This is a genomic window from Bacteroides sp. AF25-5LB (genome assembly GCF_003602965.1).
Classification (GTDB): Bacteria; Bacteroidota; Bacteroidia; order Bacteroidales; family Bacteroidaceae; genus Bacteroides; species Bacteroides uniformis.
In genome coordinates this window covers 61,336-86,769 of sequence record NZ_QTMC01000013.1, presented here as the reverse complement: position 1 = coordinate 86,769, position 25,434 = coordinate 61,336, and the positions used below count along the sequence as shown (strand labels likewise).

Genomic DNA, 25,434 nt, shown 5'->3' with positions numbered 1-25,434 from the left:
CTTTCTTTTCATTTACTCATGGCAACCAAGACCTCCACAAATACCCGGCGTAAAACTACTGCCGCACGTCGTTCTTCCTCTCTGCGGAGCAAGAAGAAAACGCAGCCGCGTACCATGCCCGTATGGTTGCGCAATCTTTTGGCGGTCTGTATCATTCTTGTTTTTTCTACCGGCTTTTACTGGTTTTTCATTCGTCCTTATGCTTATCGCTGGAAGCCTTGTTATGGCCAGAAAGGTTACGGTGTATGTATGCCTTGCAACTATGAGGTGCATGGCATAGACATATCCCACTATCAGGGAAAGATAGATTGGGAACTCTTGACACATAATAGAGAAGCCAAATTTCCCATCCACTTTATTTTTCTGAAAGCTACCGAAGGCGGCGACCATGGTGACGATACGTTTACGCAGAACTTCGGCCAGGCGCGTAAATACGGTTTTATCCGTGGTGCCTATCATTATTTTATCCCTAAGACCGATGCCCACAAGCAAGCCGATTTCTTTATCCGTACCGTGCAGCTGGCAAAGGGAGACCTGCCTCCCGTACTCGATGTGGAGACTACCGGCAAGCAGTCACCGCAGGAACTTAAAGCGGCAGTCAAGACTTGGCTGGATAGGGTAGAAGCGCATTACGGCGTAAAGCCCATTCTTTATACTTCCTATAAATTCAAGAAACGCTATCTCAGCGATTCCATTTTCAATGCTTATCCTTATTGGATAGCCCATTATTATGTAGATTCCGTGCGCTATGAGGGCAAGTGGCACTTTTGGCAGCACACCGATGTAGGCACTGTGCCCGGTATCGAAGAAGAGGTGGATTTGAACGTCTTTAATGGTACGATGGAGGAACTTTTGGAGCTTACGTTGAAAACTCCTTGTATAGAACGCTAAAGGTCAACTTTAGCTTCCTGATATTGACCTTTAGCTTCTTAGTATAGACCTTTATTATTTCTGGAATTTCACCGCTGCCCATCGGTTCTTCTCACGGTGGTGGACAAGGTGCAGCCCGTTGCGTTCGGCTTCTTCGCGGATGACGGGAATGTCATCTATGTAGAAACCGCTCATCAACAGCTCCGCACCGGGATTCATGCGGGCTATGTAGTGCTTCATATCTGCCAGGAGGATATTACGGTTGATGTTGGCGATAACCATATCAAACGGACCTTTGCTTTCCAGAGAGGAGGCATCACCTTGGGATACTGTAATGTTATCCACTCCATTCAATTCTATATTTTCGAGGGAGTTGCGCACGCACCATTCATCTATGTCGATAGCTGTACAAGGAGAGGCTCCACGCATGCGTGCCAGTATGGCAAGGATGGAAGTTCCGCAACCCATATCGAGCAGTGATTTGCCTTGCAGGTCACTGTCCAGCAGTTCGCCGATGATGAGGCTGGTGGTCTCGTGGTGTCCCGTGCCGAATGCCATCTGCGGATTGATGACGATGTCATATTCAGCTTGGGGAACATCATTGTGGAAAGTGCTGTGGATGACACAGCGGTCTCCGATGACGATGGGCTGGAAGAAGTTCTTTTCCCATTCTTCGTTCCAGTCTTTATCTTCGGCTTCCACATAACTGTATTCTATTTGTGTGTCGGGCAGGGGAAAGTCGGCAAGTGCCTCTTTGAGGACGGTTTCGCTATAAAGTTCTTTCTGTATGTAAGCGGTGATGCCGTGGGCCTGCTCGACAAAACTTTCAAAGCCGGCTTCGCCCAAGACGCCGGAAAGTACATCGTTGACTATTTCTGTACACGGAACGGTGCGGAATGTAAATTCTAAATATTTCATCGGAATATGATTGTTTGTTAAATACAGAATATGATTCTTAGAAGCAAACCTGTTTCTGCGTATATTTGTTTATCTTTTTGCAAAGATAATGCAAACCGGGGGTAGAATAAAACGAACGTGCTCTTTTTTTATCCGGCAGGGCCTTTGATTTATTGAATGATAGGGTATTTAGGGAATTCCCTATAAATCTTTGGGGAAAATCTGCTGCATGGGATAAAATCCGGCGTTATCTTTGTGACGTGAAGAAATAGATAAACGTAAAATCCATAAACCAAACTAATATGAAAAAGATTGTTTTTTTATCGCTTTTTGCCTTGTGCCTCCCATGGACACTGGTGGCACAAAGTATAGATGACGACCTTTACTACACTCCTTCCAAGAATAAGGAAGAGAAAAAAGAAGAGGTGAAGCAGGAGAAGAAAGTAGCTGCTCCCGTAGAAGAGATTGTAGTAAAGTCGAATGCGCCGACCACTATTTATTCATCGCCGGGAAGCACTACTGTTGTAGTAAAAGACCGTAAGGGGAAAATCCGCGATGTGGACGAATATAACCGTCGTTACGATTCCCGCGACAATGATTTCGTGATGGAGAACGATACCCTTTACATCAATGAAAAAGAAGATGACGGCCTGGACGGCGAATGGGTGAACGGTGAGTTCGAGGGTTCGCAGGATGATTACGAGTATGCTACCCGTATTATCCGTTTCCGCAATCCCCGTTATGCCATCAGCATCAGCAGCCCACTGTATTGGGATGTGGTCTATGGCTTGAATTCCTGGGATTGGAACGTGTACACCGATGGTCTGTATGCATACGCTTTCCCGACATTTACCAATCGTTTGTGGTGGGACTGGCGCTATAACTCTTATGGTTGGGGCGGCTATCCTTACTATGGCTGGGGATGGAACAGCTGGTACGGTCCGAGTTGGAGTTTCAGCTGGGGCGGCTGGTACGGCGGTGGTTGGTGGGGACACCATCATCATTACCACCACCACCACTATTATCCTGGATGGTATCATGGAGGCGGTGGCCATTGGGGAAATGCATATACCAATAGACGTTCTTACGGTTCGAGCCGTTCTTCTTATGCCGGAAACAGAGTATCGTCCTCTACTTCCCGCCGTTCTTCTGCTGTAAATGGAGGGCAGGCTGTACGTCGTAGCAGTACAACTTCCGGTCAAGTGAGACGTAGCAGTACCGGTACGTCAACCCGTCGGGTGGTAGGTACAAGAAGTTCGTCTACAGTTCGTTCAAGTTCTTCTGCAACTCGCTCAAGTGTAAACCGTTCGAGTGCGGCTTCTACTCGCCGTTCCACTTACACCCGTCCAAGCAGTACACGTAGTAGTTCATATAATAGTAGTGTAGAAGGAGTTCGTAGCAGTCGTTCTTCCGGTATACGTTCTTCTGTTGGAACTTCCACTCGTAGCAGGACTTCATCGACTTATAACAGAGGTTCAAGCGCCGCACCGACACGCAGCTACTCCAATGACAACAATCGTAGCAGCAGTCGTTCATATTCTGCTCCTGTACGTTCGTCCGGTAGCACCCGTTCTTCTTCCAGCTTTTCTTCCGGTGGTGGCTCACGTTCCAGCTACTCAAGTGGCGGCGGTGTCAGTCGTTCCAGTGGTGGTTCCAGAAGAAGGTAAGTATAAGCATGTTTTAATTTAACAAGACTAAGAATTATGAAGAAGATAATCATGATAGCCCTTGCTATGTTTACAGTTGTAGGCGCGGGGGCACAGACAATATATGATGCAACGAATATTGCACAAAAGGAATTGAATGGAACCGCCCGTTTTGTCGGAATGGGCGGAGCTATGGGAGCATTGGGTGGTGATATTTCTACCATAGGAACCAATCCTGCCGGTATCGGTATTTATCGTAGTAATGATGCCATGCTTACCTTTGGCTATTCAATGACGGGTACAGAAAGCAATTATGTAGGCAATAAATTTGAAATGAATAAAAGTCGCTGGAGTTTTGATAATGCCGGCTTTGTGATAGCTTCGAAGATAGGTAATCATACTCCTTTGCGATATGTGAATTTCGGTTTCAATTACCATAAGTCGAAGTCGTTCTATAAGAATATGACGATGCAGGGGTTGATGGGAAGCATAGATAATCAATATGTATCTCAAGTGCGTAGTATGGCACAACAGGCTACGGATGCAGCTTATGCGTTCTATCATCGTCCTCAATATGATTATCCGGATCAAGGAGATTATTTGGACTATGGTCGCAAGGATATTTATCAACATAATTATGCTGGATGGCTGGGGACTATGGGGTATCAAGGTGCACTTGTTCTTGAAGATATAGAAAGTGAGGACTATAATACTTATCTTCCTTATATTCCTTCCGAAGCGGATGCTTATTTCTTGTCTCGTGAGCGTGGCGGTGTTGACCAGTATGACTTCAATGTTTCATTCAATGTAAATGACCGCTTCTACTTTGGCGTTACTCTTGGAGCCTATGATGTGGATTACAACAAATATTCTCTCTATGATGAAATGTATGCCTATACATTGGAAGGAGACACACATGTTTATGATGACGAAGGTTATTCCTTGGAGAGCTTTAATCGTATACATGGTTCGGGTTTCGACTTTAAATTCGGCGCCATTTTCCGGCCAATTGAAGATTCTCCGCTTCGTATAGGTTTAGCTGTGCATACTCCTATCTATTACAAACTGACTTATACTACGGGGGCATTGCTGACTTCGGATTTGTATTTGCCTGATAATGCAGGGAATGAACATCTTACCCGTACAACTGTAGATACTTATTCTGCATTGGGCGGTAGAGACATGGATCGTGATTTTAAGCTGCAAACTCCGTGGGTGTTTAACGCCAGTTTGGGCTATACGGTAGGTAATTATCTGGCTTTAGGAGCTGAATACGAATATGAGGATTACTCAAGCATGAAGTTCAAATATCTTGAAGGTGATGAGATGGCATGGGAAACGGGTGAGGCTGACCTCTGCATGAAGGGGGTAAGTACGCTTCGTTTAGGAGCAGAATACAAGCCGATACCTGCTTTCTCTTTGCGTGCCGGTTACAATTACAGTACTGCAGCCTATAAAAAGGATGCTATTAAGGCATTGCCTTCCAATTCTATAAATACAGATACGGATTTTGCCAATAGCAAATCGATGAATACTTTCACTTTAGGTATCGGTTATCGCTTTTCTTCGTTTTATGCGGATTTGGCTTATAAATTCGATACTTATAAATCTGATTTCTATCCGTTTTATAATGATATAAATGGCTTGGTAACACCGCCAACAACGGAAGTTACCAACACTCGCAGTAAAGTGCTATTTACATTGGGCATGCGTTTTTAGAAGAACAATTTTCATTGCAGATAACCTTTCATTGTCAATACCTTAGGGTATAAAAGAACTCCCCGGAATGTACAAATACATTTCGGGGAGTCTTGTGTTATAGGGGAGGGATTACAGATACCATGCCACGCCAAATGAATAGGGAGATACTTCCGGTCCCTTGTCTTTCTGGAATAATCCGTATGTGGAGTAGCGCAGGTAAATGCCGATATTACCATAACCGGCTTGTGCCAGCAGGTTTATGCCGACGGGCTGCACATACATACCTTTGCCTACGGTTTTCTTCTTGCCTCCGTTGATGTGTGAGAATGACTTCACGCTGTGACGTATCTCAAATTCGGGACCGGCATTGAAGAACACTTTGTTTCTTCCCACTCTTTGCTGCCATTCCATCAATACGGGTACACGGAAGAAGAAATGGCGCAGACGGCTTTTGCTGTAGCTGGTCTCTTCATTTCCTGCGGTGAAAATACTGGTTCCATTTTCCTTTAGTAAAGCATAGTTACCGTCGATATTGAAAGAACGGTATCCCCAGCTGACTCCCAGGTTGATTCCCCAATGCGGATTCTTCTTGAAGTTGTGATATACGGAGAGGATGTTGAAGCCGAATTCCCATGACTTGGATAAGTCGAGTCCCATCTTGTCGCTTGCTCCGAAGGAGAGGAAGTCGTCAGCCAGCCGGCTGTAGCCGATGAATAGACCGGAACAGTGCGGTTCGTAAGCATTGTACCTTCTCTTTTTGGGGATGAATGGCAGGGCATCGAGGAAAGTACGCTTGTCTGCATCCACCTTCTCGAGATAGACTCCTTCGTAGATTTGCACTTCTTTTTTCTCGCCGTCTTCCAACTGCTCTTCGTACACCTTGATGCGCATGTCTCCTTTTCCTTTCCGGATGATGATGGAGTCGCCTTGTGTCTGTACTGTAGCTTTCTGTTCAGGGTCAGTCTGTTGTTGTGCTGCCATGCGGCCGGCCGGCACAGCAAGCAGGCAGGCCAAAATCATAATTCTGGTTTTCATATCGTATATTGTTTTTAGTGTTATTCCGATTTGTAAAGCATATCCATCATTTCCTTTTCACTGAGCAGACCCTCTATGTAAATCAAAGTGCCCATGGAGTCTTTTCCTATCTTGAAAATGATGTAGCGGTTCAGCTTCTTTCCATTGCGTTCCACCTCTTTCAGTTGGTAATAAGCGCTGCGCAGCACACCGCTTTCCATTACCTCCTGCGCCTTCTTTGCGTTATCTTGCTTGTCGTGTACAATGGCCTGCTGAATTTCCCGGCGATAGGGGGATACATTCTTGAACACAAGGCTCTTGTAGGTAGTCATGCGGTAAGATTTCAGGATACTGCCGTTCAGTTCTACCCTGGTCACGTCCTTTTGCTCGCCATACTTGCTGAATAGGTCGGCTATTTGCAGTCTCTCTTGTGCATGTACAAAGGCTGGCAGGCAAATCAGCAGGGAAAAGAGGCACAGACTACGTATGCAAATCAGTATAGATGTTTTCATAACCTTGTTATATTAGTGTTGAAACAGTAAGTTGCTTAAATCTTCATCCGTGAAGCTGGCGTTCTGCAGGGCTTCTAGTGCTTTGGCTTCCACCAGTTTCTCGTCTGTATACCGCTGGCCGTCGATGACGACATAATTTTCGGGAACACCGGAAAGCGGAAATATAATCTTAGCTACCCCGAGAAGCAGGAGCAATCCGGCGGCAATGCCGCTGACAGCATAGAATGTGCGATAGAGACGGAAAGGCTTCCGCTGTGCGGGTACTTCCTTTGCCGATTCTGTTGTTACGGATTTTTCCTCTGTCGGTTCTGCCATTGAAGTTGCTTCCCGGTTCAGATAAGCGAATAGGGGGCGGTACGTTTGCAGGTGCTCCGGCACTTCCTCTTCGGTAAAGAAACGGCGCAGTTCACGCTCTTCTTCGCAGGAAGTTTCCCCTTCGAAATATTTATCCAGCAGTTCATCTATCTTCATGGCTCATTTCTCCTTTCTTTTCTTTCTTGTATGGTTCGCAGGTAAACGTCTCTCACTTTCTTCCGGGCTCTTGACAGATTGCTGCGGATGGCTTCCGGTCCGCATCCCGTGATTTCGGCGATTTCGTCCGTTTCGTATCCTTCGATGTCCTTCATCCGCATGATGGTGCGTTGAAGATTGGGCAGCGAGTCGATGATTTCGTGCATCAGACGGATTTCATCTTTGATTTCCAACAGCCGTTCCGGTGTTCCGGTGGGGGATGCCGCCTGCACTATGTCGAGAGATAGGGTGTCGTTGCGTTTGTAGCGCCACATATCTATACAGATGTTGTGCGTCAACGTCATGGCAAATGCTTCGATGCTCCGGTATTGCTCCAGTTCAAGCCTTTTGTTCCATAGCTTGAGCAGTACCTCCTGGACGGCATCTTCTGCATCCTCCGGTTCGTCGGTCAACTTCCGTGCATAGTTCAACAGCTTGGCACGGAGTGGAAGAACGGTTATTTTGAATTCTTTGAGTTCCATTTACACAGATAAGACGAATGGGAAATACAAACGTGACATTGTAAAGTGAAAAAAGTTGGAATAAAAAAAGGGACTTACTAACATTAGCAGTCCCTTTTCTTCACATTACTATAAAAGTATAGGATTATTTCTTGAAATAGCGGTTGTACAGACCTTCGAAACCTTTACCGTGACGGGCTTCGTCCTTAGCCATTTCGTGAACGGTGTCATGGATAGCGTCGAGGTTCAATGCTTTGGCACGGGTAGCGATACGCTTCTTGTCTTCGCATGCACCTGATTCTGCGTTCATTCTCTTCTCGAGGTTAGTCTTGGTGTCCCATACGCAGTCACCCAGCAGTTCAGCGAATTTAGCAGCGTGTTCTGCTTCTTCCCAAGCGTAACGCTTGAAAGCTTCTGCAACTTCGGGATAACCTTCACGGTCTGCCTGGCGGCTCATTGCCAAGTACATACCAACTTCTGTACATTCGCCCATGAAGTGGTTGTTCAGGTCCTTAATCATTTCGTCGTCGCAACCTTTGGCTACGCCGATTACGTGTTCGTCGGCAAATACCAACGGGCCGTCAGCTGTTGCTTCTTCAACTTCTACGAACTTGCTTGCGGGAGCTTTACACAATGGGCACTTTTCGGGAGCTGCATCTCCTTCGTATACGTAACCGCATACAGTACATCTAAATTTTTTCATTTTCTCTCAGATTTTAATTAGTTGAATTAGTTATTCTTTGTTGTTCTTAAACGTTCTTCTTCTATGCAATGTTTACAGATTCCTTTATAATAGTAGTGGATTTCCTGCACATCATGTCCGTCCATATCCATGTCGACTACCTTCTTGATGCTATTATTGCACATCAAGTCATAAATCTTTCCACAACGTTTACACAAAAAGTGACCGTGCGGACTGGTATCGGCGTCATAACACGTATTGCGCTCGTCAATGGTCAGAGTCAGTGCGGCACCTTGCTCGCTTAGTAGTTTCAAGGTATTGTATACCGTTGTCTTCGACAGTGTCGGTATGGAGGGAGACAATGCCGTATATATTTCATCCACCGTGGGATGCGTACGATGCTCCATCAGGTAGTTCATAATGGCTATGCGCTGCACTGAAGGCTTAATGTTATGATTCTGCAATCGTTTTACTACATCCATGCCAACTTGATATTCAAACTTGTAATTATTACATTTTTAATTCTTTTGCAAAGGTAAGAAGTTCCTATAATTCTCCAAAAGATTTCCGGAAAATTTTTAGTTGCGGTCATTAAAATTGTTTATATGTGTTCCTCTTCTTGTAGGTAGGTTGCCGTATTTTTGTCATAAAAGCGAAGATAGGATGCACCCGGCTTTAGTCAGTTTCTCGTGCCGATATAGAGAAAACGTTTTTCTCTTATCTCTCTTAATCAGAATTTTGCCGTATCTTTGCATCGAATAAATAATATAACATCCTTATGAATTACGGATATGTAAAAGTAGCGGCGGCTGTGCCCCGTGTCAAGGTGGCTGACTGTAAGTTCAATGCCTCAGAGATTGAAAAAGAGATTATTATAGCCGACGGGAAAGGTGTGCAAATCATAGCTTTTCCGGAGTTATGCATTACCGGATATACCTGTGGCGACCTCTTTGCCCAGCAACTTCTGCTCGAAGAGGCGGAAATGGGGCTGATACAGATTCTGAACAATACGCGCCAGATGGATATTATTTCGATATTGGGCATGCCCGTTGCACTGAACGGTGTGTTGTTGAATGCGGCGGTTGTCATTCAGAAGGGGAAAGTGCTGGGCATTGTTCCGAAGACTTATCTTCCCAATTATAAGGAATTTTATGAGAAACGCTGGTTTACTTCCGCTTGTGATGTGGCGGAAAACAGTGTGCGCCTTTGCGGGCAGATTATTCCGATGGGGAGAAACCTGCTGTTCGAAACAGCGGATACCACTTTCGGAGTGGAGATATGCGAGGATTTGTGGGCGCCCATACCGCCTAGCTCGACGCTGGCACTGCAAGGTGCGGAAATCTTGTTCAATCTTTCGGCTGACAATGAAGGCATTGGCAAGCACAATTATTTGCGCTCGCTCATCAGCCAGCAGTCAGCACGTTGCATTGCCGGTTATGTGTTCAGCTCATGCGGTTTCGGAGAATCCACTACGGATGTGGTGTTTGCCGGTAACGGGTTGATTTATGAGAACGGGACTCTGCTGGCGGCAAACGAACGTTTTTCTTTCGACGGGCAGGTGGTTGTCAGCGAAATTGACGTGGAACACTTGCGCATGGAGCGCCGGGTGAATACGACTTTTGCCGCCTGCCATGCAAATTGTGCTTCGGAGCTTCCGGTACGAATCTCTACGGAGTATGTCAACAGCAAGGATTTGAATCTGACGCGTACTTTTGAACCGCATCCGTTTGTCCCACAGGGGGCGGCGCTGGACGAGCGTTGTGAAGAGATATTTTCCATTCAGGTGTCCGGACTGGCGCAGCGGCTGGTGTATACCAAGGCGAAGAGTGCCGTTATCGGCATCTCGGGCGGACTGGACTCTACGCTGGCGTTGCTGGTTTGCGTAAAGACTTTCGATAAGTTGGGATGGTCCCGCCAGGGCATCATCGGCATCACTATGCCGGGCTTCGGGACGACCGACCGCACTCATACGAATGCCATTGACTTGATGAATTCCCTCGGTGTGACCGTCCGCGAAGTCAGTATCAAGGAGGCCTGCGTACAGCATTTCAAGGATATAGACCATGACATCCATGTGCACGACGTGGTTTACGAGAACGCGCAGGCACGGGAGCGTACCCAAATCCTGATGGATATTGCCAACCAGACCTGGGGAATGGTCATCGGTACCGGCGACCTTTCGGAACTTGCCTTAGGATGGGCCACTTACAACGGCGACCACATGTCGATGTATGGTGTGAACGCCGGCGTCCCCAAGACTCTGGTGAAGCACTTGGTGAAATGGGTGGCGGAGCATGATATGGACGATGCTTCACGTGCTACCTTACTCGACATTGTGGATACTCCCATCAGCCCGGAACTGATTCCGGCAGATGAGAACGGTAATATCCAGCAGATTACCGAGGACTTGGTGGGTCCGTATGAGCTTCACGACTTCTTCCTTTATTACTTCCTGCGTTGCGGTTTCCGTCCTTCCAAGATATTTTTCCTGGCAGCACGCACATTCAAGGGGATGTATGATGAAGAAACCATCAAAAAATGGTTGCAGACTTTCTGCCGTCGTTTCTTCAACCAGCAGTTCAAGCGCTCCTGCTTGCCGGATGGTCCGAAGGTGGGCAGTATCTCTCTGAGCCCGCGCGGCGATTGGAGAATGCCGAGCGATGCTTCGTCGGAGATGTGGCTAAGGGAGGTGGAAGGACCCTAATTCTTTACTTCGGGTATGCCGTAATATCGATATGGGTATTTGATGACTGCATCTTGTTTGCATTCTTGCTGCATGTGTTTTGCAGTGCGACTGCAAACGTGTTGCAGTATCACTGCATAACTGTTGCAGTCGTACTGCATATCGGTGTGCAGCGCCACTGCAACGGCTTTGCAGTGGCACTGCAAAATGTATGCAGGATTTTGCAGTAATAAGCTGTTGATTAATAAGTAGTTGTAAAAGTAGGGATATGCTGCGTGTATGGAAAAGTGCAGCTTAGTTTCGTTTCCCGTAGTATCGTTTGTAGATTTTCTTGTATTCCTTTCCCTTTTTGAAACTATCCAGCCATGTGTTGAGGCTGTCCAGCAGGATAGGGGACTGTTTGCTTACCCCCCAGGAATAGAATTGCGTGAAGCTGATGGCGGTATTGATGTCTATTTGAGGAATACTGTCGGCTGCGGTACGGGCAATGCTTTCGTCGCATACGGCATAGTCGATGTCTCCGTGGGCTACCAAGGTAATCAGTTGTTCGGGACCGTACTTTTCTATCTCCTCAACGTAGATGGTGTCGCCTATTTCATTTCCCAGGTTGCGGATGCGTAGTATGGAAGGGGAGCCTTTCACTACGTGCAGTGTCTTGCCCGCCAGGTCCAGTTGGCTTTTGATGAACAGTGATGAGTCGGGAACATTCTCGAGCTTGCGCTGCACCAGCACTTGCTTGTTCAATACGATGGGGGTGGTAAGCAGTAAGGAGTCTTTCAGCTCGCTGGTGGCAAGGATGCCGTAGGCAATCACGTCATATTTCCCATCGGCCAGGCCTTCTAGCCGCTTGTTGAAGCTCATTTCCGGTGATATGGCAGCTTGCAGTCCGTGGTCGCGTGCAAAAGCTTCTATCAGCTCGTAGTGGAAACCGGACAAGGTGTCATCATCCACATAGAAGCTGATGGAGTTGTATTCCGTCGAAGCATGTATGATGCCTTCGGCAGCTATTTCGGCATAGTCGCGCGGATGACCTTTCGGCTTTTCTTCTTTCTTGATGAGATAGTGGGCTATGAGAGCCGCTGTAATCCCCAGAAATGCGTATTTGAGCAGTCTGCTTTTCGTCATACGCCCATCTGTTAGTCATAGAAGTTCCATGAGACACCAATCTTGAACAGGCGCGGATTGATGGGGTAGTGCGGCACCAGGAAGGAATTGGCACTTCCCATACCTGCGTTGACATGATACATCATGGCAAAGATACGCGTCCGCTTCAAGTGCAGGTTGGCATATACGTTTACGATGGGGTAACCGCCTATTTCCACCAAGTCGTCCGTAGGTTGCAGATGGAATTGCTGGACGCCGGGTGCATAGGCGGGTGCGTTGTACTTGGTGAAGTAACGGACATCGGCACCCAACTGAACGGTTAGCACCTTCTTGGCGAGTTTGGCCAGTATGTAGAAGTTATGGTAGAGCGAGAGTTGGGGCAATGGAAGTACTGTTTCATTGCTCGTCTTCTGCCAGGTCACTTCGTTGTCCAGGTGGAAGATACCGAGGCGGAAGTCTTGTTTCAGCGTAGCAGACAGCACTTGTATGTTGCCTCCGTTCTGTTCGGGCAGGGCGCTTTGGTTGAAGTAGGTGTAGTTCTTGATATTCTCTACACCGGCACGGAGATTGGTTCCCCAACGAGAAATGTTCAGTTCGCCTTCCACACGCGTGCGGAATTCTTTGTCCATGTTGTCATTGTCCCAGTTGTAGTGGTTGGAGTGATAATGGCGCATATAGAAGGAAGGAAGCGTGTTGCTCACATAACCGCGGGCGTAGAAGTTCACCGTATCTTTCCATAGACGGAAGTTCAGGTCCAGATTGGCGTTGACACGGAACTGCCCGATGGCTTTGTCTACCAAGCCCACTTCACCGTTTACGTTGTAGTGTAGCAGTTTGCCTTCGCGCTTGGCGAGTTCGCCACCCAGAAAGATTTCCTGCTCGGTGTAGCGGATGCGGCGCATGTCGGTAAGCGTGTCCGTGTTCATCAGGTCGTACCGGCTAAACTTGTGGGAGATATAAGCCGTAAGTCCGGCTTTGGCATATTTGTTGAAGCCCTCCAGCAAGGCTATTCCGAACACGTTCTTTACACTGAATGCAGTGGTAGAGTCGTTACTGTAATTCTTGTAAAGTTTGTAGTCTTCCGGGAAGAATCCTTCGGGCTCGCTTCCCGAACGGAATTGGTGCCGCGACCGTTCTACTTTCAGGGTATGGATAAAGCTGGTGACGGGGACGAACTCTTCTTCGAAAAGTGAGTCGTTGTCTGCGGTAGAAACAGACGGCAAGCTGTCATTGACGGCTGCAAGTGTGCCGACCGATTTTGATGCTATGCTGTCGTTTGGCAATGCTATGTCGTTGTTCGAAGCGGATATTTTGGCTTCGGAGGACGGGGAGGAAGAAGCTTGGGGTGCGGATTCCGTCGGTTTGCCTTCCTGTGTGCTCCGTACTTTCCGCGTAAAACCAAGACGATAGCGCTGTGTCAGATAGATATAAAAATCCTTGTTGCGGTTGGAACTCCGTTCCAATTTGACCGGTATAGTGGTGGATTCATACTCTTTCTTTCCTCCAGACATGTTTTCGGGACGGGTGATGTATTGGTCGTCTGCAATACCGCCGTTTTCGTTCATTTTCAGGAAGAAATTGTTGTAGACTGCTTGTACCTGATATTTTTCACCGATATAGCTACCGAACAGACCTGCATTGAAGTGCGAGGTGGACTGGTTCTGGTAATAACCGCGCCCGTACAGATAGTCGATGTTAAAGCCAAATGCCAGCTGTTTGTTGACGTTGACGGAGAAGTAGGACTTGAAGCGTTCTTCACCGTTCACTTTGTTGCCGGCCTTGTAGTAGGTAAGATTGGTGTAAGGCACGTTGCTGTTAGTGAAAAGCACCTGGTCGGGACGTATGAAAAAACTCGAAAAGGGAGCCATGAAGATGGTGGGTTCGCTTTCCTCTCGTTCGAAGAACAGACGTGAGAGACGTGGAGAACCTAAATTCCCCAAGTAATTGTAGTGGCCGAACATTCCTTCCACCAGATTGGTACTCTGGAAGTTGAGGCTGGCTGTATCGGCAGGTATGATGGTACGGTTGCCTAGTGTCTCACTTAGTTTCCACATGTAAAGCTTTGGCGGAAGACTTTGAATCTCAGTATTGGTACTGTCTTCCAGATTGTCCGGCTGGGTATTCGGGTCAATCTGGTTACCGAACCGGTCGCGATTGTTCATTGGGTTTAAGGTGTTTTGCGCCATAGCCCCCCATATCCCTATAACGGACAGAAATATATATGTCAGTACAATTCGTCTCATAATTAGGCGCAAAGATACAATAAAAAATTATTTGCTTACTGAATTCAGCCTTTTTTGCTTCTTTTAAAATGTCTTGTTTTCTGTTTTGCCCTATACTGCTTCCGGTTCTCTGCCCTTGAATCCATGCTTTGGGGGCTTGAAATGAAATAAGCCCTTGCAATAAATCAATATCACAAGGGCTTATCCGCTTTCCTTTATCTCTTATTCTGGCGTAAAGTTCCTCCTCTTATGGGGGAGTGGCTTTACACAGCCTTTCATTTCATTTCCTGAATAAGTTCCATTCCTTTCTTGATAGCTTCTTCGTTCATCGGTATCAAGTGGTGGTGGCGTTCGGGCAGTGTCTTCTTCAATCCTCTGAGTACACTGTCCAGTGTAACCATCGGCTTGATTTTCAATAATCCACCCAATACAATCATGTTGAACGCCTTGGCATTGTTCATTTCATTGGCGGCATCCATGGCGTTGATGCGGTAAACGTGGATGTCCTTGCGCGTCGGCGGGTTGATGATGCCGTAACCGTCGTAGATGAGTACGCCTCCGGGTTTTACCTTGCTTTCGAATTTCTCCAGTGACGGCTGGTTCAGGATGATGGCAGCATCGTACTTGCTCAAGATGGGTGAGGATATTTTCTCGTCACTCACGATGACTGTTACGTTGGCTGTACCACCACGTTGTTCCGGTCCGTAAGCCGGCATCCAAGTCACCTCTTTGCCTTCCATCAATCCGGAATATGCCAAAATCTTTCCCATGGACAATACACCTTGTCCACCGAAGCCTGCTATAATGATTTCTTCTTTCATTGTTCTTCTGTCTTTAGCATGATTATTTATCTTTCAGGTCGCCCAGCGGATAGAAGGGGAACATGTTCTCTACCATCCATTCATTGGATTTCGCAGGAGACATCTTCCAGCCGGAGTTACAGGTGGAGACGATTTCCACAAGGTTGGAACCTTTGCCTGCCATAGAGTTCTCGAATGCTTTGCGGATGGCCTTTTTCGCTTTGCGGATGGCAGGAACAGACTGTACGCTTTGGCGTGTCACATAAGCGGTGCCTTCCAGTTGTGCAGCAATATCGGCCATCTTCAGCGGATAGCCGTGCAGATGCACGTCGCGTCCGTAGGGGCAGGTAGCAGTCTTCATGCCTACAAGGGTAGTGGGAGCCATTTGTCCCCCGGTCATACCATAGATGGCATTGTTGATGAAGATGATGGTGATGTTTTCGCCGCGGTTCAAGGCGTGGATGGTTTCGGCAGTACCGATGCAAGCCAAGTCGCCGTCTCCTTGGTAAGTGAACACCAGGCGGTCCGGCCAAAGGCGCTTGATGGCAGTGGCAAGTGCGGGCGCACGTCCGTGGGCGGCTTCCTGCCAGTCGATGTCTATATAATTATAGATGAACACGGCACATCCCACGGGGGAGATGCCTATTGCTTTGTCTTCCAGTCCCATTTCTTCGATAACCTCGGCTACGAGTTTATGAACTACGCCGTGGCTGCATCCCGGGCAGTAGTGCATGGGATTGTCGTTCATCAGAGTCGGTTTCTTGGCAACCAGATTCTCGGGCTTTATAATATCTTCTTTTGTCATAATCACTTCTCCTTATCTGTTGGTGAACCGTATGAAAAACTCCATCAGCTTGACGAATATCGCCGCGCCGCAGACGTAGATGAACAGCTTGAAGTCATCTTTTGCAGCAAAATATATAATGATAGCTGCTAGGGCGAGTACCATGAAGAGAATGTTCAGTACGTTTCTTATTTTATCAGGATTCATTTCTTAATCAGTTTTTCTTTCAATGCATCTACTATCTCATCCGGATCGGGAACAATGCCGCCGAGACGTCCGAAATGTTCCACTTTCACTTTACCGTTCACTGCAAGGCGGACATCTTCTACCATCTGTCCGGCATTCAATTCTGTAACGAGCATGCCTTTCACCTTGTCGGCGTACGCGGCAATGGCTTTGGTCGGGAACGGCCACAACGTGATGGGGCGGAGCATACCTACCTTGATTCCTTCTTCGCGCGCCAGCTCCATTGCTTTCTGTCCGATGCGTGCCATGGAGCCGAAGGCTACAATCAGGTAGTCGGCATCATCGCAATGAATTTCCTCGAAGCGAACCTCATTCTCTTCTATCTGCTTGTATTTGGCCTGGAAACGGATGTTGTTCTTTTCCATTTCTTCCGGTTTCAGTTCCAATGAGGTGATGATGTTGGGCTTGCGGCCGTTGGTTCTGCCGGTAGTGGCCCATGGGCATTGTTCGATGACTTCCGCATCGGTGCGGCGTGGCTTTTGTGCCGGGAGCACCACTTTTTCCATCATCTGGCCGATGACACCGTCGGCAAGGATGATTGCCGGGTTGCGGTATTTGAAGGCAAGTTCGAATGCCAGTCCTACGAAATCTGCCATTTCCTGTACGGAAGCCGGAGCAAGGGCAATCAGACGATAGTCACCGTGGCCGCCTCCTTTTACTGTCTGGAAATAGTCGGCCTGGCTCGGTTGGATGGTTCCCAGACCGGGACCGCCGCGCATAACGTTTACAATCAAGCAAGGCAGCTCGGCACCTGCCAGATAGGAGATACCTTCCTGCTTCAGGCTGACACCGGGGCTGGAGGAGGAGGTCATGACCATTTTACCACTTCCGGCACCGCCGTACACCATATTGATAGCTGCCACTTCACTTTCTGCCTGAAGAACCACCATGCCGGTCGTTTCCCAAGGTTTCAGTTCGGCAAGAGTTTCCAATACCTCCGATTGCGGAGTAATGGGATATCCGAAGTAACCGTCTGCACCGCAACGGATGGCTGCGTGGGCGATGGCTTCGTTTCCTTTCATTAATACAACTTCTTCTGCCATATTCTACTGATTTACAGATTTATTCTACTTTTATTTTATATACTGAGATACATCCGTCCGGACATACTGTGGCGCACGAGGCGCAGCCGTTACAAGTATCTTCCAATATCTGGTGGGCATAGTTATACCCTTTCACATTCACCTCCTTGGTGAGGGCTATTACGTTGAGCGGACATGCTACCACACACAAGTTGCAGCCTTTGCAACGTTCGGTGTCTACTACGATTGCTCCTTTGATTTTTGCCATAATTTACGTTCTTTATTTATTGATTGTACATATCCTTGTTGTAGAAGTTCAGGATGTCCATAGCCATTTGATAGGCATGCTGTGCCGGGCTTTCGGGGTTCAGGTCGATGGCATACTGATAGTTGTTCAGCGCTTGTTGCCAGTTGCCTTGTTTCCGATAGGCATTTCCCCGCAGGTAGTAAGCTTCGTCTTTGCCGGGAAAGTCTGTTTGCAGTATTTCGTCAAGCTGCTGAATGGCTTGTTCTACATTTCCCTGGTTGATAAGCTCTTTTATGGTATTCAGTCGTTCCATATCTAAAAAATATCCGGGTTATCGAACCACAAAGATAGTTTTTATTTGAAGATAATGAGCATCTTCATTGTGAAAAATAAGAAAAAGGGGCAAATAAAAAGCCCGAAGTTTCTCACGATTCTATCAGAATGTCAGAACTTCGGGCAGATATCATAAAGAATATGGTTCTACTGCTTTACAAGTGTACCGGTATCTTGTCCACTCTTCGTTGGTGGCGTCCGCCTTCGAATGGTGTACTGAAGAATTCCTTCATAATCATGTCGGCTTCTTCGGTACTGATGAATCGCCCTGGCATGACGAGTACATTGGCATCGTTGTGCTGGCGTGCCAAATGGGCTATTTCTGCCGTCCAGCAGAGAGCGGCGCGGATACCCTGATGCTTGTTCAGCGTCATACTGATACCTTCACCGCTTCCGCAGATGGCAATTCCCGGATAGCACTCTCCGGCTTCAACGGCCAGTGCCAACGGATGTGCAAAGTCGGGATAGTCGCAACTCTCGGTTGAGTAGGTCCCGAAGTCCTTGTAAGCCCAGCCTTTGGCTTCCAACCAGCCGCGGACATATTCCTTCAATTCGAAGCCTGCATGGTCGGAACAGATTCCTATTGTTTTCATGATGGTCAGTTAATATACCGATGTGCCAATGTGCTGATGCCTGCAGTTGTGGGGCGCGGGCAATCAGCACATCAGCACATCGGATAATGATTATAACATTGCTTTTACTTGCTTGTAAACGTTCTCTGCGGTGAAACCGAGCTTTTCGTCCAGCACTTTATAAGGTGCCGAGAATCCGAATGATTCCAATCCCCATACTTTACCGCGGGGACCTACCAGCCCTTGCAGTGTGACGGGCAGACCGGCTGTCAGGCCGAATACCTTGGCACCACACGGGATAATGCCTTCTTGATATCCCGGAGCTTGGCTACGGAACAGGCCTTCGGAAGGGACGGACACGATACGCACCTTGATGCCATCCTTGCGCAGCAATTCAGCGCCGGCTACCAATGTGGCAACTTCCGAGCCTGAAGCAACGAGGATTACATTCGGATTTTCATCGGAGCCGGCTACGATATAAGCGCCTTTGGCAGCTTGTTCGTAATCGTTGCCTTCGGGCAGGTTGGCGATGTTCTGGCGGGAGAAAATCAAACCGGTTGGGGTTTTGGTATTTTCCATTGCCAGCTTCCATGCTACAGTTGTTTCTTCTGCATCTGCCGGGCGGAGCACCAACATGGAATTGTGTCCCTTGTGGTTTTTCAGCTTTTCCATCAGGCGGATTTGAGCTTCCTGTTCTACCGGTTCGTGGGTAGGGCCGTCTTCACCTACACGGAAGGCATCGTGCGTCCAGATGAACTTCACGGGAACTTCCATTAGGGCTGCCATACGTATGGCAGGTTTCATGTAGTCTGAGAATACGAAGAATGTTCCGCAAGCGGGGATTACACCGCCGTGCAGTGCCATACCGATACAGCAGCAAGCCATAGTCAGCTCGGCAACACCGGCCTGGAAGAATGCACCGCTGAAGTCACCTTTCTTGAAGGCATGTGTTTTCTTGAGGAATCCGTCTGTCTTGTCGGAATTGGAAAGGTCGGCAGAAGCAACAATCATATTTTCTACTTGAGTGGCGAGAGCACCGAGTACAGTGGCGGATGCTGCGCGGGTGGCAACGCCTGCTTTCTGTTCGATGGCGGCCCAATTCACTTCGGGAGTCTTGCTGGAGAAGAACATTTCCAGTTTGGCAGCCTTTTCCGGATTGGCTTTTGCCCATGCGGCTTTGGCTGCATATTTTTCAGTCATGATTTTCTTCAGCTCAGCTGCACGCTTGGCATATAGTTCGGCCACTTCGGGGAAGATGACAAACGGATTTGTCGGGTCACCACCTAAATTCTTGATGGTGTTTACATAAGCGTCGCCGCCCAGAGGAGCACCGTGTGTGGCACAATCGGCCTCGTAGCTGCTGCCGTCTGCCTTGCGGGCACCTTTACCCATTACGGTATGGCCGATAATCAGCGTCGGACGCTCTTTCTCAGCTTTGGCTTCGTTCAGTGCACCGCGGATGGCATCGGGATCGTTACCATTGATTTTAATGACTTTCCAGCCCCAAGCTTCGTATTTCTTGCCGGTATCTTCGATGGTCACATCCTTTGTTTCGGTAGAAAGCTGAATGTCGTTGGCATCATAGAACATGATGAGATTATCCAACCCTAATGCTCCGGCGATACGGCCTGAGCCTTGGGAGATTTCTTCCTGGATGCCACCGTCAGAAATATAAGCGTAGATGGTCTGTGGCATTACTTCTTCGAAACGTGCCTTCATGAACTTAGCTGCGATGGCTGCACCGACTGCAAATGTGTGTCCCTGGCCGAGCGGTCCGGAAGTGTTTTCGATGCCGCGCATGATGTCACGTTCGGGATGTCCCGGAGTAGGGCTTCCCCATTGACGGAATTCTTTCAGTTCGTCCAGCGTGAACTTGCCGGTCAGGGCCAATGTAGAGTAAAGCATCGGTGACATGTGTCCCGGGTCGAGGAAGAAACGGTCACGACCTTCCCAAGCCGGATTTTCAGGGTCATATACCAGGAACTCTGAGAAGAGTACATTTACAAAGTCAGCACCACCCATGGCACCGCCCGGATGCCCGGAGTTGGCTTTCTCAACCATGGATGCAGCAAGGATACGGATATTGTCCGCCGCACGGTTCATAAGTTTGTTGTCGTTCATATTGAATCTAATTAATTTTGAATATTATCAATGGGTTATTGGGGCCTTGTAGGTTTTCCAAGGGCAAAGATAACTCTTTATGCGTAATTCACAACACTCGAAGAGTGTCTTTTTTATCAGTATTACTGCCTTTTTGCTGCTAAAATGATACTAAACGTATTTAGCTGATTTTGTGCGGTGCACGGTAGTTTTACTGTAATTCAATAGTAACGATTGATTTGGCCGGAAGTTTAATCTTGAGAATATCTTTATTAATTTTTACCTCTTTGAACGGAACGGGTTTCACATTGTCGGGATTTTCAAATGAATTGTAGTCCGTCAGATTGGTGGAAGTCAATATTTCACCAACTGCTTTCTTGGCTTTCGTTCCAGACAGATTGATGGTCACTTCCTGTGCATTGTCTGCATCTACGTTGGACATGGAAATGTGTATCTTGCCGTTTTGATCTTTGGAGGCGGTAGCACTGACCATTGGTATTCTGCGGTTGTCGCGTACATCCATCATGTCGCAGTTCAGCTCAAGAGGGATGTACGTGGCATCTTGGTGTACATTGTACATTTTGAATACATAATAAGTGGGGGTGAGTACCATGTTTTTTCCGCTGGTCAGAATCATGGATTGCAATACATTGACGATTTGGGCAATGTTTGCCATTTTCAGACGGTCGGTATATTTATGGAAGATGTCGAAGCTGAGGGAGGCGACAAAAGCATCACGCAATGTATTCTGCTGGTACAGATGTCCGGGATTGGTACCCGGTTCAGTGTCCCACCAGGTTCCCCATTCGTCAAGCATAAGAGCCACGTTCTTTTGAGGGTCGTATTTATCCATAATGGTGCAATGCTTCTTGATGACATCTTCTATTTCGCGGCATTTGCCCAGTGTCCAGTAATAATCGTCTTTACTGAATCGGGTGGCGGCGCCTTTACTGCCGTTCCATCCGCTGACGGTATAGTAGTGCAAGGAAAGACCGTGCATACGGCCGCCTACGCGGTCCATCAGCACTTTGGTCCAGTTATAGTCGTAGTCGCTGGCACCGCTGGCTATCTTGAAAAGGCTATTGCCGTCATAGTTGCGGCAGTAGGTGGAATAGCGGCGGTAGAGGTCGGCATAATATTCGGGACGCATGCTTCCACCGCAACCCCAGCTTTCGTTACCCACGCCGAGGTATTTTACTTTCCAGGCTTTGTCGCGACCGTTCTGGCGGCGCAGGCGTGCCATGGGGGAGTCTCCTTCGGAGGTCATGTATTCCACCCATTTGGCAAGTTCTTCTACGGTACCACTGCCTACGTTTCCACTGATATAGGGTTCACATCCCAGCATTTCGCAGAGATTGAGGAACTCATGGGTTCCGAAACTGTTGTCTTCGATAGTGCCTCCCCAGTTGTTGTTCACCATTTTGGGGCGGTTTTCTTTAGGGCCGATACCGTCCATCCAGTGGTATTCATCGGCAAAGCAGCCTCCTGGCCAGCGAAGGACGGGTACACGGAGCTCCTTTAGTGCATTGAATACGTCGGTGCGATAACCGTTGATGTTGGGAATATCGGAGTTTTCACCTACCCAAAGTCCACCATAGATACAAGTTCCCAAATGCTCTGCAAATTGGCCGTAGATTTCTTTGGGAATGATTTGCTCGCTCTGGTCTGTGTGTAAAGTAATAGTGGCACTTTTCTGTGCGAAGAGTGACAACGAGGTGGAGAGAAATATGCTACTGATAAATAACTTTGTGTTCATAGTTTTTTAGTGTTATTAAATACTTAGTTCTTGAATCTTACTGCTGCTTCTTCGATGGGCAAACCAGCTTTATAGCTTTCGATGTAGGTGTTGAATCCGCTTACATCTTCGGCTGTCGGTGAGATTTCAATACCGGCATTTCCGGTGAATACATGCTTGTCCAGGAAGTCGGCAAGGGATTGGTCGTTTCCGTTGTTTGCAAGGTAGGAAGCGAGGAGGGCAATACCCCAGGCACCACCTTCGCCGGCTGTTTCCATAACGGAAATGGGTGAATTGATGGCAGCTGCCAGTATTCTCTGGCCTACTCCTTTGGTTTTGAAGAGTCCTCCGTGACCGGTGATTCTGTCTACTCTGATTTTCTCTTCATTGAAAAGGATGTCGTTGCCGATTTTGAGAACTCCCACTGAAGCATACAGATGGGTGCGCATGAAGTTGGCAAGGTTGAACTTGTCGTTTGCCGAACGTACAAACAGTGGACGTCCGTCTGCCAGTCCCGTTATAGGTTCGCCTGATATGTAGTTGTATGAGATGAGGCCTCCGCAGTCTGCATTGCCTATCAGAGCGTGGTTATAGAGCTTTCCGTAGATTTCGTCCATATCTACGGGGATACCCATCAGTTCCTGGTATTCTTTGAAAATATTGATCCAGGCATTGAGGTCGGAAGTGCAGTTGTTGCAATGCACCATAGCTACGAGGCTTCCGTCGGGGGTGGTTACCATGTCAATCATTTCGTAGGGCTTGGACAATTCTTTCTCCAATACAATCATTGAGAAAGAGGAGGTGCCTGCCGATACGTTTCCAGTGCGCTGCTTTACGGCGTTGGTGGCAACCATGCCGGTTCCAGCGTCACCTTCGGGCGGACAGACGGGAATTCCTGCTTTCAGATGTCCCGATACGTCGAGGCGACTGGCTCCTTCGGGAGTAAGGAAGCCTGCGTTTTCACCGGCCGACAATACCTTCGGCAGAATATCCCGAAGCTTCCAGTCGTATCCTTTCGGAGCAATAAGTCTGTCGAACTTATCCACCATTTCAGAAGAATAGTTTTTGGTGATGGGATCGATAGGGAGCATACCGGAGGCATCTCCTATGCCCAGTACCTTTTGACCGGTTATTTGCCAGTGGACAAAACCTGCAAGGGTGGTCAGGTAATTGATGGATGGAACGTGTTCTTCATTATCCAGGATGGCTTGGTAGAGGTGGGAAATGCTCCAACGCAGAGGGATGTTGTAGGCAAATAGTTCGGATAGGGCTGCGGCAGCCTGGCCGGTATTGGTATTTCTCCAGGTACGAAAGGGTACAAGGATTTCTTCTTTTTCGTTGAATGCCATATAGCCGTGCATCATAGCACTGACACCGATGGCTGCCAGGGTTTCTATCTCTGTATCGTGAAGGCTCTTTACATTAGCACGAAGGTCTGCGTAGCAATCCTGCAACCCATACCAGACAGCTTCGACGCTATATGTCCACAGTCCGTCGACTAACTGATTCTCCCAAGTATGGCTTCCCTGGGCGATGGGTTTGTTTTCCTGGTCAATCAAAACCGCCTTGATTCGTGTGGAACCGAGTTCTATGCCAAGGATGGCCTTACCTGCCTCAATGGTTGATTTTGCATCTAATTTCATGGTATTAATGATAAATTACGGATTTATAGTACGATTATAAACTACGGATTACTGATTGCAAACTACTGGTTACGTTTGTGGTACGCGTAATTAGTAATCCGTAATGATTATCAGCAAAGTGCCTTGTTCAGCATATAGTAGACTTCATTCATGCGCAGTTCTTTTTTGAACTCGCTGATGGTGGTATTTTCATCGATGACCACCATTTCGATGCCGGTCATTTCGGCAAAGTCTTCCCAATATTCCACCGTCAGGTCGTAGGAGAAGCTGGTATGATGTGTACCTCCGGCCAGAATCCAGGCTGCAGCGCCCACCTCGAGGTTGGGCATTGGAATCCACAGTGCGCTGGCAACGGGCAACTTGGGCAGAGGCTTACTCTTGATGCATTCTACTTTGTTCACAATGAGGCGGAAGCGATTGCCCAGGTCTACGATGGTAGCGGCTACACCTTCACCTTGCTTGCTGGTAAATACCAGGCGGGCTGTTTCGCTGTCGATACCGATGCTCAGACGGTGCACTTCCAGTTTCGGCTTCTGTTCGGCAATCAGTGGACAAACTTCCAACATGTGTGCCTGCAGGATGGCGCTCTTTTCTCCGTCGAAGTTCAGTGTATAGTCTTCGAGGAAGGAGCACCCCTTCGGCATGCCTTGACTCATCACCCAAGTGGTACGGTACAGTGCCGCAGTTTTCCAGTCGCCTTCGGCACCGAAGCCGTAACCTTCCGCCATCAGTCGCTGTGAGGCCAGTCCGGGGATTTGGTCAAAGTCACCCAAATCGTTGAAGTTGGTGGTGAAGCCTTTGGCACCCGTGTCTTTCAGCACGCGACGAATGGCGATTTCGGCCTTGGCGGAGTTCCATACTTTGGTGTAGGCTTCCGTACGTGCGTCTTCCAGTTCGGGAGCGTGGTCGTAGAGCTTGAAGTATTCTGCTACGAGTGCCTTCACGTCCTCGTCGCTGACAGCATTGTAGTATGCCATCACATCATTGATGGGATAGTAGTCCACATGATAGCCCAATACTTGTTCGGCGCTGACCTTGTCACCGTCTGTCACAGCCACGTTGTTCATCTGGTCGCCGAAGCGGATGATGAGCATATCCTGCGCATCAGCCCATGCGGCAGCTACGCGCATCCATGCGGCAATCTGGTTTTGGGCTTTTTCGTCCTGCCAGTGGCCTACTACCACTTTGCGGTTCTTTCGCATGCGTGTCACGATGTGTCCGAACTCGCGGTCGCCGTGAGCCGATTGGTTCAGGTTCATAAAATCCATGTCCATCGTCTCCCAGGGAATTTCCTTGTTGAACTGTGTATGGAAGTGTAGTAATGGCTTCTTCAGTTCCTGCAAACCGTGAATCCACATTTTGGCAGGAGAGAAGGTGTGCATCCAGGTGATGACTCCGATACACTTATCGTCGTTGTTGGCGGCTTTGAAGGTAGCGGTTACTTCTTTGGATGAATTGACCGTACCTTTATATACTACCTTTACGGGCAGTTTCCCGGAATCATTCAGACCTTTCACCATTTCATTACTATGTGCGTCTACTGCGATAACTGCGTCACCTCCGTACAAGAGCTGTGCTCCGGTTACGAACCATACTTCATATTGTTCAAATGCGTTCATACGATTTATTTTTATAGTTTATATTTAAAGA

Annotated in this window: 24 protein-coding genes; 4 read left to right on the top strand and 20 right to left on the bottom strand. The window is 48.0% G+C overall.

The annotated features are described in order from the left end of the window. Nucleotides 1-18 precede the first annotated feature (18 nt). Entirely contained in the window at nt 19-891 is an 873-nt protein-coding gene (locus DWY57_RS14655; RefSeq protein WP_165853613.1) for a glycoside hydrolase family 25 protein, read from the top strand. Between the two features lie 54 nt (nt 892-945). Here DWY57_RS14655 and prmA read toward each other — a convergent pair whose 3' ends face one another. After that, a complete protein-coding gene (gene prmA, locus DWY57_RS14650) occupies nt 946-1,788 on the bottom strand; it encodes a 50S ribosomal protein L11 methyltransferase (RefSeq protein ID WP_119961974.1) in 843 nt (280 codons plus the stop codon). Nucleotides 1,789-2,069: 281 nt separating this feature from the next. Here prmA and DWY57_RS14640 point away from each other — a divergent pair, with 281 nt between their 5' ends. Both DWY57_RS14640 and DWY57_RS14635 read left to right on the top strand, forming a co-directional pair. Further along, nucleotides 2,070-3,434 carry a hypothetical protein gene (locus DWY57_RS14640; RefSeq protein WP_119961973.1) on the top strand — a complete coding sequence of 455 codons (1,365 nt, stop codon included), beginning with the start codon at nt 2,070-2,072 and terminating at the stop codon, nt 3,432-3,434. 36 nt (nt 3,435-3,470) lie between these two features. Then, on the top strand, nt 3,471-5,132 hold the full coding sequence (locus tag DWY57_RS14635; RefSeq protein ID WP_119961972.1) for an outer membrane protein transport protein: 1,662 nt from the start codon (nt 3,471-3,473) through the stop codon (nt 5,130-5,132). A 111-nt stretch (nt 5,133-5,243) separates the two neighbouring features. On the opposite strand, the gene DWY57_RS14630 is transcribed toward DWY57_RS14635, so the two are convergent. From DWY57_RS14630 to DWY57_RS14605, 6 genes are all read right to left on the bottom strand, one after another. Further along, entirely contained in the window at nt 5,244-6,149 is a 906-nt protein-coding gene (locus DWY57_RS14630) for an outer membrane beta-barrel protein (RefSeq protein ID WP_119961971.1), read from the bottom strand. Nucleotides 6,150-6,169: 20 nt separating this feature from the next. Continuing rightward, a complete protein-coding gene (locus tag DWY57_RS14625) occupies nt 6,170-6,640 on the bottom strand; it encodes a DUF4252 domain-containing protein (protein WP_005826627.1) in 471 nt (156 codons plus the stop codon). 12 nt (nt 6,641-6,652) lie between these two features. After that, entirely contained in the window at nt 6,653-7,111 is a 459-nt protein-coding gene (locus tag DWY57_RS14620; RefSeq protein ID WP_005826626.1) for a hypothetical protein, read from the bottom strand. Further along, a complete protein-coding gene (locus DWY57_RS14615; protein WP_119961970.1) occupies nt 7,108-7,632 on the bottom strand; it encodes a sigma-70 family RNA polymerase sigma factor in 525 nt (174 codons plus the stop codon). The genes DWY57_RS14620 and DWY57_RS14615 overlap by 4 nt, the downstream gene beginning before the upstream one ends. A gap of 124 nt (nt 7,633-7,756) precedes the next feature. Next, a complete protein-coding gene (locus DWY57_RS14610; protein WP_005836026.1) occupies nt 7,757-8,314 on the bottom strand; it encodes an NADH peroxidase in 558 nt (185 codons plus the stop codon). 26 nt (nt 8,315-8,340) lie between these two features. Beyond that, nucleotides 8,341-8,775: a transcriptional repressor gene (locus tag DWY57_RS14605; protein ID WP_117600930.1), complete on the bottom strand. Its 435-nt coding sequence runs from the start codon at nt 8,773-8,775 to the stop codon at nt 8,341-8,343. Between the two features lie 296 nt (nt 8,776-9,071). Here DWY57_RS14605 and DWY57_RS14600 point away from each other — a divergent pair, with 296 nt between their 5' ends. Continuing rightward, nucleotides 9,072-10,997 carry an NAD(+) synthase gene (locus DWY57_RS14600; protein WP_119961969.1) on the top strand — a complete coding sequence of 642 codons (1,926 nt, stop codon included), beginning with the start codon at nt 9,072-9,074 and terminating at the stop codon, nt 10,995-10,997. Nucleotides 10,998-11,270: 273 nt separating this feature from the next. Here the strand turns inward: DWY57_RS14600 and DWY57_RS14590 are convergent, their stop codons facing one another. The 13 genes from DWY57_RS14590 to araA all read right to left on the bottom strand — a co-directional run bounded on the left by DWY57_RS14590 (nt 11,271) and on the right by araA (nt 25,403). Further along, nucleotides 11,271-12,101 carry a transporter substrate-binding domain-containing protein gene (locus DWY57_RS14590; protein WP_119961968.1) on the bottom strand — a complete coding sequence of 277 codons (831 nt, stop codon included), beginning with the start codon at nt 12,099-12,101 and terminating at the stop codon, nt 11,271-11,273. A gap of 11 nt (nt 12,102-12,112) precedes the next feature. After that, nucleotides 12,113-14,323: a putative porin gene (locus DWY57_RS14585; RefSeq protein WP_117878056.1), complete on the bottom strand. Its 2,211-nt coding sequence runs from the start codon at nt 14,321-14,323 to the stop codon at nt 12,113-12,115. A gap of 254 nt (nt 14,324-14,577) precedes the next feature. Continuing rightward, nucleotides 14,578-15,123, bottom strand: a complete 546-nt coding sequence (locus DWY57_RS14580) for a 2-oxoacid:acceptor oxidoreductase family protein (RefSeq protein WP_005826606.1) — start codon at nt 15,121-15,123, stop codon at nt 14,578-14,580. Nucleotides 15,124-15,145: 22 nt separating this feature from the next. Continuing rightward, complete coding sequence (locus DWY57_RS14575; protein ID WP_117600927.1) at nt 15,146-15,907, bottom strand: thiamine pyrophosphate-dependent enzyme; 762 nt, start codon at nt 15,905-15,907, stop codon at nt 15,146-15,148. Between the two features lie 12 nt (nt 15,908-15,919). Next, the gene (locus DWY57_RS14570) at nt 15,920-16,093 is read right to left on the bottom strand and encodes a hypothetical protein (protein WP_005826603.1); all 174 of its coding nucleotides are present in this window, start codon (nt 16,091-16,093) and stop codon (nt 15,920-15,922) included. Continuing rightward, nucleotides 16,090-17,175 (bottom strand): 3-methyl-2-oxobutanoate dehydrogenase subunit VorB, encoded by a 1,086-nt coding sequence (locus tag DWY57_RS14565; RefSeq protein ID WP_117600926.1) that lies wholly within the window; start codon nt 17,173-17,175, stop codon nt 16,090-16,092. The genes DWY57_RS14570 and DWY57_RS14565 overlap by 4 nt, the downstream gene beginning before the upstream one ends. Before the next feature lie 19 nt (nt 17,176-17,194). Further along, nucleotides 17,195-17,422, bottom strand: coding sequence for a 4Fe-4S binding protein (locus DWY57_RS14560; RefSeq protein WP_005826600.1), 228 nt, complete (start codon nt 17,420-17,422; stop codon nt 17,195-17,197). Between the two features lie 16 nt (nt 17,423-17,438). Next, entirely contained in the window at nt 17,439-17,714 is a 276-nt protein-coding gene (locus DWY57_RS14555) for a tetratricopeptide repeat protein (protein WP_005826598.1), read from the bottom strand. A 175-nt stretch (nt 17,715-17,889) separates the two neighbouring features. Further along, on the bottom strand, nt 17,890-18,327 hold the full coding sequence (gene rpiB / locus DWY57_RS14550; RefSeq protein WP_117600925.1) for a ribose 5-phosphate isomerase B: 438 nt from the start codon (nt 18,325-18,327) through the stop codon (nt 17,890-17,892). Between the two features lie 90 nt (nt 18,328-18,417). Beyond that, complete coding sequence (locus DWY57_RS14545; protein WP_117600924.1) at nt 18,418-20,427, bottom strand: transketolase; 2,010 nt, start codon at nt 20,425-20,427, stop codon at nt 18,418-18,420. Nucleotides 20,428-20,617: 190 nt separating this feature from the next. Next, nucleotides 20,618-22,162, bottom strand: coding sequence for an alpha-N-arabinofuranosidase (locus DWY57_RS14540; protein WP_117965446.1), 1,545 nt, complete (start codon nt 22,160-22,162; stop codon nt 20,618-20,620). Between the two features lie 23 nt (nt 22,163-22,185). Then, on the bottom strand, nt 22,186-23,784 hold the full coding sequence (locus DWY57_RS14535) for an FGGY-family carbohydrate kinase (RefSeq protein ID WP_119961967.1): 1,599 nt from the start codon (nt 23,782-23,784) through the stop codon (nt 22,186-22,188). Between the two features lie 110 nt (nt 23,785-23,894). After that, nucleotides 23,895-25,403: an L-arabinose isomerase gene (gene araA / locus DWY57_RS14530; protein ID WP_117965442.1), complete on the bottom strand. Its 1,509-nt coding sequence runs from the start codon at nt 25,401-25,403 to the stop codon at nt 23,895-23,897. Nucleotides 25,404-25,434: the final 31 nt, after the last annotated feature.